The sequence below is a fragment of the Brevundimonas sp. UBA7838 genome, assembly GCF_002500885.1.
Taxonomy (GTDB): Bacteria; Pseudomonadota; Alphaproteobacteria; order Caulobacterales; family Caulobacteraceae; genus Brevundimonas; species Brevundimonas vesicularis_C.
In genome coordinates, this window is sequence record NZ_DLTK01000119.1 from 1 (window position 1) to 9,808 (window position 9,808).

Genomic DNA, 9,808 nt, shown 5'->3' on the forward strand with positions numbered 1-9,808 from the left:
CTCGTCCAGGTTGGTGCTGACGTCACGTGGATGGGGCGTCGCATCCTGGCCCTGACGCAGCACGAAGCCGGCGACGGTCGCGCCCGAGAGAACCAGCGCCGCCAGCGCATAAAGACCCCTGCCCTTCAGGTCGCGCAGCGCCAGCACCGCCGCCACCAGAGCCGCCGCCAGACCGACCCAGGCCAGGATGCGCGCCACGGTCCAGGTCAGCAGGTCATAGCCGATCGCCAGATCGAGCCCGCCGAACCGCGTCGCCGTGACGGCCGCCACGATCAGCACGAAGGGCGCCGCCGCAAGCGCCGTCAGCCAGGGCAGGACGGCGGGTACGGGCTTTCTGGTCGGCATTCAGGCTCCTGTTCTAACTTAGGCAGCGGTCGGCAGACGATAGTCCTTCATCCGGTCGCGCAGAAGCTTCTTGTCGATCTTGCCGGTCGCGCCCAGCGGGATGTCGTCCACGGCGACCACGTCGTCGGGCATCCACCATTTGGCGATCTTGCCGGTCAGGAAGTCCAGATGCTCCTGCTTGTCCAGCGTCTCGTCGGGCTTGAGCTTCAAGATCAGGACGGGCCGTTCGTCCCATTTGGGGTGGGCCGCGCCGATGACGGCGGCGATCTCGACCTTGGGGTGACCCACGGCGATGTTCTCGATCTCGATGGAGCTGATCCACTCGCCGCCAGACTTGATCACGTCCTTGGCGCGGTCGGTGATCTGCATGAAGCCCAGGTCGTCGACCGTGGCCACATCGCCGGTGTCGAAGAAGCCTTCGTCGTCCAGGATCGAGCCGTCTTCCTTGAAATAGGCGCGACTGATCGTCGGCCCCTTGACCATCAGTCGCCCGAAGGTCGCCCCGTCGTGCGGCAGTTCGGCGCCCGCCTCGTCCTTCAGCTTAAGCTCGACGCCCAGCGGCGGCACGCCCTGCTTCAGGCGGTATTTCATCTGCTCGTCGTAGGAGAGCTTCAGGATTTCGGGCGGCAGGTTGGCGATCGTGCCGATGGGCGAGGTCTCGGTCATACCCCAGGCGTGGGTGACCTCGACGCCGAAATCGTCCTGGAAGCCGCGGATCAGGCTTTCGGGACAGGCCGAACCGCCGATGAGGACGCGCTTTAGGGTCGAGAAGCCCAGACCGTTCTGTTTCATGTGGGCGAACAGGCCCTGCCAGACGGTCGGCACGGCGGCCGAGAAGGTGACGCCCTCCTGTTCGATCAGCTCATAGATCGACTGACCGTCCATCTTGGCGCCCGGCATCACCAGCTTGGTGCCGGCGGCGGGACCGGCGAAGGCGATGCCCCAGGCGTTGGCGTGGAACATCGGCACGACCGGCAGGATCACCTCCTTGGGCGTGGCGCCCATCACCGTGGCCTGAAGGCCCATGAAGGTGTGCAGGAAGTTGGAGCGGTGCGAATACAGCACGCCCTTCGGATTGCCCGTGGTGCCAGAGGTGTAGCAGAGGCCGCAGGCCGTCTGTTCGTCGAAGTCGCCCCAAACCACGTCGGTCGATTGACCGGCGATCGCGTCCTCATAGGCGACGGCCTTGGGCAGCTTCGTCAGCGGCATGTGGGCGGCGTCGGTCATAATGACGACGCGCTCGACCTTGGGGATATGCGGCAGGATCGCTTCCAGCAGCGGCACGAAGGTCAGGTCGACGAAGATGATCCGGTCTTCGGCGTGATTGATGATGTAGACGAGCTGTTCGGGGAACAGGCGCGGGTTCAGGGTATGGCACACCCCGCCGATGCCCATGATGCCGTACCAGGCCTCGATATGGTTGGCGGTGTTCCAGGCCAGGGTGGCGACGCGGTCGCCAGGCTGGACGCCCCAGTCCTTCAGCGCGCTGGACACGCGTTTGGCCCGGTCGTGGATCTGGGCGTAGGTCGTGCGGACGATGGGCCCCTCGACCGAGCGCGTCACCACTTCGCGCTCGCCATGCCAGTTTTTGGCGTGGTCGATGATCTTGTCGACCGTCAGCGGCCAGTCCTGCATCAAGCCCAGCATGTCGTATCCTTGTCCCTTGGATGCGTCTGCTTTGATGCGACGCTTGAGCGGACGCTAACATCGGTGATCGGCGATAAGCAACGTGACGTAGCGTCAGCCACGGCGCGGCGGATCGTCCCCCGTGGCGTCGGCCGGATCGTCCGGCTAGAAAGCGCGCCATGACCATATTGATCGCGATCACGGGGGGCTCCGGCTCCGGCAAAAGCACCTTGGCGGAGGCGTTGGTGTCGGCCCTGCCGGAAGGGTCGGCCGTGCTGGTGCGCGAGGACAGCTATTATAAGGACGCAGCCTCCCTGCCAGGCTTCGACGCTGCGACCTTCGACTTCGACGATGTGTCGGCGCGCGATCACGACCTGATGATCGCGGACCTGAAGGCATTAAAGGCCGGGCGCGCGGTGACGGCGCCGGTCTATTCCTTCATCCATCACGGCCGCGAGCCGGGCGGCGAGCCGATCCCGGCGGCCGAGGTGGTGATCGTCGAGGGCACGCATGTTCTGTGCACCCCCGGCCTGACCGCCCTGTTCGACATTCGCGTCTTCGTGGACACGCCGGCCGACATCCGCTTCATCCGCCGCCTGCTGCGCGACCAGGCCGAGCGGGGCCGATCGGCGGATTCGGTCGTGGCGCAATATCTGGCGACGGTGCGTCCGGGTCACGAGCGCCTGACCGAACCGTCGCGCACCCACGCCGACTTCATCGTCGCCGATGCGACGGCCGCCGTCCGCCTGGAAGACCCGCAGGCCGTGGTGCGTCTGGCGGCCCCGGTCCTGGCCCATCCGTTGCTGCAGGCGCTGCTGGACGACTAGCGAAGACATCTCCGACCCGAAATTCGGCGGGGCGAAGCGCGACCGGCTCAGCGGGCGGATGACCATTCATCGCCCTGATGCGCGCCCGTTCGGCGGCCTCGGCCTGTTTCTCGACTAGGATGGCGTCCAGCCGGATGTATTCGAGTTCCAGCAGGGCGCGAAGGCGCTCGTCCTCGGCCTCTTCCTCGGGCGTCTGTCTGTAGGGCGGTGGGAGGCCGCGACCGGGTTTGGGACGGCGAGGTTTGGGGCGAGCCATGCGGGTCTCCGGACACGGGTTATCGGCTTCGCGCGGTCGCAGCGAAGTCTGGAGGGCTGGGCGGAGCGCCGGGCCTTCGCCCGGAGTGTGATTAGAGATTACCGTTTCGACGAAGGGTGTGACGCTCCGCGCGGGTGGTTGGCCTGCAAGCTCGGGGCACCGAGCGGTGGCGGTCTTATCGCCTAACCCCATAAGCCTGCGACGGGTCGGCGGCCCCTGCGAGGACCGTCCCGAGTGCGGCCGAGTATCCCCCCCGACCCTCCGACGGCGCTCCATGAGTCGCCGCCGACGCGGGCCGTTTCAGACCCGCCCCCCGTTCCATCCGCTCCCGCCGACGCAAGGTCGCAGGCCAGGCGAGCCCTCCATGCGACGAGACGGATGCATTATGGGGCCGTTTGACCCCTTGGATGGGAGACGGGGGACATAAATAGGCAAGCGATTGGATTCGCTGACAGCGGACCAGCGGCATTGCGATGGCTGAGCATCGTCTCCTCCCCATTTATGGGGAGGTGGCGCGGCGGGCCTTCGCGCCGTGACGGAGGGGCTCTTCACCGCATCGGTGGCCCGTGAGACTTGAAGAACACCTCCACCGCTTCGCGGTCCCCCTCCCCACGCTGTGGGGAGGAAACGGTTGGGTCAGATCAGTCCCGCCAGCGGCGACGACGGGTCGGCATACATCCGCTTGGCCATCCGCCCGGCCAGATAGGCGTCGCGGCCGGCGACGACGGCGTGTTTCATGGCGCGGGCCATGCGGATGGGGTCCTTGGCGCCGGCGATGGCGGTGTTCATCAGGACCGCGTCGCAGCCCAACTCCATCGCGCGGGTCGCATCCGAGGCTGTGCCGACGCCTGCATCGACCAACACCGGAACCTTGGCCTGTTCGACGATGAGGCGGACGTTGACCTCGTTCTGGATGCCCAGGCCCGAGCCGATCGGGGCGGCTGCGGGCATGATAGCGGCGGCGCCGGCGTCTTCCAGCCGCTTGGCCATCACGACGTCGTCGGTGCAATAGACCATGACGTCGAACCCGTCCTTGATCAGCAGATCCAGCGCCCGCAGCGTCTCGATCATGTCGGGATACAGGTGGGCGGTGTTGGACAGCACCTCCAGCTTAACCAGGCTCCAGCCGCCGGCTTCGCGCGCCAGACGCAAGGTGCGCACCGCATCCTCGCCCGTGAAACAGCCGGCGGTGTTGGGCAGGAAGGTGAAACGATCCGGCTTCACGTAGTCGACCAGCATCGGCTGGGTCGGATCGGACAGGTTCACACGGCGCACGGCCACGGTGACGATCTCGGCCCCGGCCGCCTCGGCGGCGGCGGCGTTCTGGGCGTAATCGGCGTATTTGCCGGTGCCCACGATCAGGCGCGAGTTGAAGGTGCGGCCGGCGACGGACCAGGTTTCGTTGGCTGTATCGGTCATGGATGCTGACCTAGGCCTCTCCGGCGCGCGGGGGAACCCGTCGTAGCCGGATTTGATCTGATCACCCGCCGCCGACGAACTGGACCAGTTCGATGCGGTCGCCTGCGGCCACCGGCGTGGCGGCGTGCAGGGACTTGGGCACGATCTCGAGATTGCGTTCGACGGCGACCTTGCGCGGGTCCAGCGACAGTTCCTCGACCAGGGCCAGGATGGTGGCGGCCTGGACCTGGCGCGGCTCGCCATTGAGATGGATCTGGTGCACGCGCATTCTCCCTGACCTTCGCCTCGCCGACCGTCGCGCGTCAGATACACCGTGACAGGCCGGTTCGCCAGACTGTGCGCTCAGCCCGCCTCGAACAGGAAGGCGCCGACCGCAACGGCCAGGGCCGCGAAGGTCGCCACCACGGTTCTCAGGATAAGTTTGCCGTCCTGGCGCATCCTCGGCGCTCCCACAGGCCGTCCCGACCAGGGACGATGGCGGCCGACGCTGCGAAATCCACGCCATCGCACGTAACGTCGGGTAAGGTTCGACGCCGCGAGCGTTTGACCCACGCCCTGCGTCCGCTAAAAGGCCCCTCTTGCGCCGCGCTGCGCCGGATCGATTCTGGAACCATGGCCGAAACGCCCGTCATTCATGTGCTGAACGGCCCCAATCTGAACCTGCTCGGGGTTCGGGAGCCGGACATCTATGGCCGCGACACCCTGGCGGACATCGAGCAGCGCTGCGTCCGGGCGGCCGGCAAGGCGCAGATCGTGTTTCGCCAGACCAACCATGAAGGGGTACTGGTCGACTGGATCCAGGAGGCGCGCGAAGGCGCCCACGCCCTGATCCTCAATCCGGCGGCCTATGGGCATACGTCGGTGGCGCTGCACGATGCGCTGAAGACGCTGTCGATCCCGGTGATCGAGCTGCATCTGTCCAATCCGGCGGCGCGCGAGGCGTTTCGCCATCACTCCTATGTGTCCTCCGCGGCGACCGGCGTCATCGCCGGCTTCGGCGCGGCGGGCTATGAACTGGCCGTCCAGGCGGCCCTCACCCAGGTTCGGGAACGCGGCTGAGCTCCGTCCCGTTTATCAAAGACCACCAAAGACAAGGCGCAACTCCAATGGCCGATGACAAGAAACACGCCGAAATCGACGCCGCCCTGGTTCGCCAGCTGGCCGAGATTCTGAACGAGACCGATCTGACGGAAGTCGAGGTCGAGCGCGGCGAACTGCGCATCCGCGTGGCGCGCGAAGTGACCTTCAATGCCGCCCCGGTTCAGTACGCCGCCGCCCCCGTTCCGGTCGCCGCTGCGCCCGCCGCCGCTGCTGCGCCTGCCGCCATGCCGTCGGACCCCGCCACCATCGTCGCCCGCGCCGGCGAAGAGGTGAAGTCGCCGATGGTCGGCACCGCCTATCTGCAGGCCTCGCCGGAGGCCCCGGCCTTCGTCCAGCCCGGCGACAAGGTCAAGAAGGGCCAGACCCTGCTGATCGTCGAAGCCATGAAGACAATGAACCCGATCCAGGCCCCGCGCGACGGCGTTGTGGCCGAAATCCTGGTCGGCGACGCCCAGCCGGTCGAGTTCGGCGAACCCCTCGTCCTGCTGGAAGCCTAAGCCGTGTTCACCAAGGTCCTGATCGCCAACCGCGGCGAGATCGCGCTGCGCATCCACCGGGCGTGCAAGGAGATGGGCATCTCCACCGTCGCCGTGCACTCGGAAGCCGATCGCGGCGCCATGTGGGTGCGGCTGGCCGACGAGAGCGTCTGCATCGGCCCCGCCTCGGCCGCAAAGTCGTATCTGAACATCCCCTCGATCATCGCGGCGGCTGAGATCACCGGTGCCCAGGCGATCCACCCTGGCTATGGCTTCCTGTCCGAAAACGCCCGCTTCGCCGAGATCGTCGAGGCCCATGGCATGACCTTCATCGGCCCCAAGCCCGAGCATATCCGGGTGATGGGCGACAAGATCAGCGCCAAACAGACGGTCAAGGACGCCGGCATCCCGGTCGTCCCCGGCTCGGATGGCGAAGTCGAGACCGTCGAGGCCGCAATTGAGGCGTCCAAGTCGATCGGCTTCCCCCTGATCGTCAAGGCGGCGGCGGGCGGCGGCGGACGCGGCATGAAGGTCGCCCTGACGCCTGATGATCTGGTCGAGGCTATCCAGACCGCCCAGTCCGAGGCCAAGGCCGCCTTCGGCAACGGCGCCGTCTATATGGAGCGCTACCTCCAGAAGCCGCGCCACATCGAGATCCAGGTCATCGCCGACAGCCACGGCAATGTCGTCCACCTGGGCGAACGCGACTGCTCGCTGCAACGCCGTCATCAGAAGGTGCTGGAAGAGGCCCCCTCGCCCGCCCTGTCGGCCGAGGGTCGCAAGCAGATCGGCGAGACGGTCAACAAGGCCATCGCCGCCATCGGTTACTTGGGCGTCGGCACCATCGAGTTCCTGTGGGAGGACGGCGAGTTCTTCTTCATCGAGATGAACACCCGCCTGCAGGTCGAACACCCGGTTACGGAAATGATCACGGGCGTGGATCTGGTTCGCGAACAGGTGCGCATCGCCGCCGGTCTGCCGCTGTCGTTCACCCAGGACGATATCGAGTTCAAGGGCCACGCGATCGAGGTGCGGATCAACGCAGAGAACCCGGAGACCTTCACGCCGTCGCCGGGCAAGATCACCGACTTCCACGCACCGGGCGGCCTGGGCGTGCGCCTGGATAGCGCCATCTACGCCGGCTATTCGATCCCGCCCTATTACGACAGCCTGATCGGCAAGCTGATCGTGCACGGTCGCGACCGCGAAGAGGCCATCGCCCGTCTGAAGCGTTCGCTGAACGAGGTCGTCATCGGCGGCGTCGACACGACCATCCCCCTGTTTCAGAAGCTGCTGGCCGAGCCTGACATCCTGTCGGGCGACTACGACATCCACTGGCTGGAGAAATGGGCGGCCCGTCAGAAGGGTGACGCCTGACCGACCCCGATTTCAGCGCCAGCGGGCCTTTCGGCGGTTTCGGCCCCGAGGACCTGCTGGCCTGTTACGCCCGGGGCGTGTTTCCGATGGCCGAGGCGCGCGATGATCCGCGCGTCTTCATTATCGAGCCGGAACAGCGCGGCGTCATTCCGCTGGACGCCTTCCACATCCCCACCCGCCTACGCCGCACCGTGCGGGGCGAGCCGTTCGAGGTGCGGGTCGATACCGCCTTCGAGGCGGTGCTTGACGGCTGTGCGGCGGCGCAAGGACCGGATCGCGAAGACACCTGGATCAACGGCCCGATCCGGCGGCTGTACGCCGCCCTGTTCGCCATGGGTTTCGTCCATTCCATCGAGTGCTGGCGTGACGAGCGGCTGGTGGGCGGCCTTTACGGCGTGTCGCTGGGCGGGGCCTTCTTCGGCGAGAGCATGTTCAGTCGCGAACGGGATGCGTCCAAGGTCGCTTTGGTGCATCTGGTCGCGCGCCTGCGAAAGGGCGGCTGGGACCTGCTGGACGCGCAGTTCTTGACCGACCATCTGAGCCAGTTCGGTGCGGTCGAAACGCCGCAAGCGACCTATCTGGAGCGGCTTCAGCCCGCGCTGTCGGTCAGGCCGGACCAAGGGGCCTTGCGCGCGCCTCTGACCGGTGCAGAAGCGGTCGCCTTGGCCAGCGCCTAGTCTGTCCGGACACGATTTGGGGCCCGTCCCGACAGCTTAGGATTCGCGTCTTCGGCCGGCCTGACGATCAATGGCGGCATGACCCAGACCCCGCTCAAAGCCCCGCCCCGTCCGTCCCTTCTTCGCGAGGTGCGAGAGATCGCCCTGACGCTGATCTTCGCCATCATCCTGGCGCTCGCGATCCGCATCGTCCTGTTTCAACCCTTCACCATCCCCTCGTCGTCGATGGAGCCGGGGCTGGTGACCGGCGACTATATCGTCGTGTCGAAATATCCCTATGGCTGGAGCACGGCGTCTCTGCCGTTCAATCCGGCGATGTCGCCGGGCCGGCTGTTCGGGCGCGAACCGAGACGCGGCGACGTCGTAGTGTTCCGCCTGCCGCGCGATCCCAGCGAGGCCTGGATCAAGCGCGTCGTCGGCCTTCCGGGCGACACGGTTCAGGTGCGGGGCGGCGTCGTCTTCGTCAATGGCGATGCGGTGCGCCAGACCCGGCTGGATATCGTCGCCGATCACGATGCGCCGCAGAGACGGGTCCAGCAGGTGCGCGAGACCTTAGCCGACGGACGATCCTACATCACCTACGACGGCGGATCGGGCCTGCCGGGCGACGACACGCTTGTGCGCCGGGTGCCGGCGGGCTGCTATCTGATGATGGGCGACAATCGCGACAACTCGCTGGACAGCCGCTGGCCGCCCGAGATCGGCGTCGGCCTGCTGCCGGCCGAAAACATCATCGGCCGGGCCGAGGTGGTGCTGGCCTCATGGAAGCCGGGCGCAGGCCTGTTAAAGCCCTGGACGTGGCTGAACCTTCAGTGGGACCGGTTCCTGGTCCGCATCCGCTAACGCGCCCGGTACTCATCGAAGCTGACGACGCCGTCGTGATTGCGGTCCAGCCGGTCGAAATCGGCGCGCGTGGGCGACGACTGGGCCAGGGAGGGCGCGGCGACGGCGCCAAGCGCCAGGCCCGCGACGGCAGCGGCCAGCAGGGGCCGCCAGCCCAGGCGGGGTTGAGGACGCGCGGATGACGTCGCGTTCAACTCGGCGTCTATGAAGCGGCGAATGGCGTCGCTGGCCGTCCGGCCCTCGTCACGGCACCGGGCCATGAAGGCGGTTTTGGTCGCGTGGGGCAGTCGGATTTCGACCGTTTCGGTCTTCTTTGGCGGCTTGTTGCGATCCATGGCGCGCCTCCTCGCGGCGTCAAAGCTCAGTTCTTACAGCCGACGACCCAGGCGTCGTAATAAGGGTTCTGGACCCCGCTGACGGCAGGCGACGAGGCGAACATCCAGCCGCGAAAGATCTGGCGGCCCTCCTGTCGGCCGCGCGGCTGAAGCGAGACGTCCATATAGGCGATGGCGTCCTCGGTCAGTTCGTCCGGCGTCGTCACCTCGCACGCGCGGGCCGCGAAAATCAGATTCTGGTTGAAGCGCACGGGGCGACCGCCGACCTCCACCTCGAACTTCATCGTCTCGGCGGTGACCTTGTCGATGGCCTGGATGATCGCGAATTTGCGACGCTGGCGGCGCGCGGGCGTGGCGGGCTGGTCGATGGCCTTGGTGGCGACGGGCTTCTCAGCCGCGACCTCCTCCTCGGCCTTTTCCTCGACGGCGGCGTCCTCGGCGATGACGACGTTGGGCGGCGGCGCCACGGCGACCGGAGAGCGCGGAGCCGGCGCGCCCGCAGGCGGCGTCTCGGTCGGGACCGAGG

At 66.9% G+C, this 9,808-nt stretch carries 11 protein-coding genes and 1 pseudogene; 6 read left to right on the forward strand and 6 right to left on the reverse strand.

What is annotated here, in order from left to right; genetic code table 11:
• Both B3T77_RS11210 and B3T77_RS11215 read right to left on the reverse strand, forming a co-directional pair.
• Positions 1–345, reverse strand: a pseudogene (locus tag B3T77_RS11210) (hypothetical protein); the annotation flags it as partial.
• 18 nt (positions 346–363) lie between these two features.
• Entirely contained in the window at positions 364–1,992 is a 1,629-nt protein-coding gene (locus B3T77_RS11215; RefSeq protein WP_292079626.1) for a long-chain-fatty-acid--CoA ligase, read from the reverse strand.
• Between the two features lie 158 nt (positions 1,993–2,150).
• Here B3T77_RS11215 and udk point away from each other — a divergent pair, with 158 nt between their 5' ends.
• Complete coding sequence (udk, locus tag B3T77_RS11220) at positions 2,151–2,798, forward strand: uridine kinase (RefSeq protein ID WP_292079628.1); 648 nt, start codon at positions 2,151–2,153, stop codon at positions 2,796–2,798.
• 892 nt (positions 2,799–3,690) lie between these two features.
• Here the strand turns inward: udk and B3T77_RS11225 are convergent.
• Together B3T77_RS11225 and thiS are read right to left on the reverse strand one after the other, a co-directional pair.
• Positions 3,691–4,473, reverse strand: a complete 783-nt coding sequence (locus B3T77_RS11225) for a HisA/HisF-related TIM barrel protein (RefSeq protein ID WP_292079630.1) — start codon at positions 4,471–4,473, stop codon at positions 3,691–3,693.
• Positions 4,474–4,534: 61 nt separating this feature from the next.
• Complete coding sequence (gene thiS / locus B3T77_RS11230; RefSeq protein ID WP_055755162.1) at positions 4,535–4,741, reverse strand: sulfur carrier protein ThiS; 207 nt, start codon at positions 4,739–4,741, stop codon at positions 4,535–4,537.
• Positions 4,742–5,085: 344 nt separating this feature from the next.
• On the opposite strand from thiS, the gene aroQ reads away from it, so the two are divergent.
• The 5 genes from aroQ to lepB all read left to right on the forward strand — a co-directional run bounded on the left by aroQ (position 5,086) and on the right by lepB (position 8,947).
• Positions 5,086–5,532, forward strand: a complete 447-nt coding sequence (gene aroQ, locus B3T77_RS11235; RefSeq protein ID WP_153924375.1) for a type II 3-dehydroquinate dehydratase — start codon at positions 5,086–5,088, stop codon at positions 5,530–5,532.
• Between the two features lie 47 nt (positions 5,533–5,579).
• Entirely contained in the window at positions 5,580–6,071 is a 492-nt protein-coding gene (gene accB, locus B3T77_RS11240) for an acetyl-CoA carboxylase biotin carboxyl carrier protein (RefSeq protein ID WP_292079635.1), read from the forward strand.
• A 3-nt stretch (positions 6,072–6,074) separates the two neighbouring features.
• On the forward strand, positions 6,075–7,427 hold the full coding sequence (gene accC / locus B3T77_RS11245) for an acetyl-CoA carboxylase biotin carboxylase subunit (RefSeq protein ID WP_292079637.1): 1,353 nt from the start codon (positions 6,075–6,077) through the stop codon (positions 7,425–7,427).
• The gene (gene aat, locus B3T77_RS11250; RefSeq protein WP_292079645.1) at positions 7,424–8,104 is read left to right on the forward strand and encodes a leucyl/phenylalanyl-tRNA--protein transferase; all 681 of its coding nucleotides are present in this window, start codon (positions 7,424–7,426) and stop codon (positions 8,102–8,104) included. The genes accC and aat overlap by 4 nt, the downstream gene beginning before the upstream one ends.
• Before the next feature lie 78 nt (positions 8,105–8,182).
• Entirely contained in the window at positions 8,183–8,947 is a 765-nt protein-coding gene (gene lepB / locus B3T77_RS11255) for a signal peptidase I (RefSeq protein WP_292079639.1), read from the forward strand.
• On the opposite strand, the gene B3T77_RS11260 is transcribed toward lepB, so the two are convergent.
• Positions 8,944–9,282, reverse strand: coding sequence for an EF-hand domain-containing protein (locus B3T77_RS11260; protein ID WP_045811986.1), 339 nt, complete (start codon positions 9,280–9,282; stop codon positions 8,944–8,946). The two genes, lepB and B3T77_RS11260, sit on opposite strands and share 4 nt — an antisense overlap.
• A gap of 26 nt (positions 9,283–9,308) precedes the next feature.
• A partial coding sequence (locus tag B3T77_RS11265) for a DUF2155 domain-containing protein (protein WP_292079644.1) occupies positions 9,309–9,808 on the reverse strand: 500 nt, incomplete at its 5' end.

Coding starts and splice junctions, on each gene's coding strand:
- B3T77_RS11215 (WP_292079626.1), bottom strand. CDS start 1,992: ATGCTGGGCTTGATGCAGGACTGGCCGCTGACGGTCGACAAGATCATC.
- udk (WP_292079628.1), top strand. CDS start 2,151: ATGACCATATTGATCGCGATCACGGGGGGCTCCGGCTCCGGCAAAAGC.
- B3T77_RS11225 (WP_292079630.1), bottom strand. CDS start 4,473: ATGACCGATACAGCCAACGAAACCTGGTCCGTCGCCGGCCGCACCTTC.
- thiS (WP_055755162.1), bottom strand. CDS start 4,741: ATGCGCGTGCACCAGATCCATCTCAATGGCGAGCCGCGCCAGGTCCAG.
- aroQ (WP_153924375.1), top strand. CDS start 5,086: ATGGCCGAAACGCCCGTCATTCATGTGCTGAACGGCCCCAATCTGAAC.
- accB (WP_292079635.1), top strand. CDS start 5,580: ATGGCCGATGACAAGAAACACGCCGAAATCGACGCCGCCCTGGTTCGC.
- lepB (WP_292079639.1), top strand. CDS start 8,183: ATGACCCAGACCCCGCTCAAAGCCCCGCCCCGTCCGTCCCTTCTTCGC.
- B3T77_RS11260 (WP_045811986.1), bottom strand. CDS start 9,282: ATGGATCGCAACAAGCCGCCAAAGAAGACCGAAACGGTCGAAATCCGA.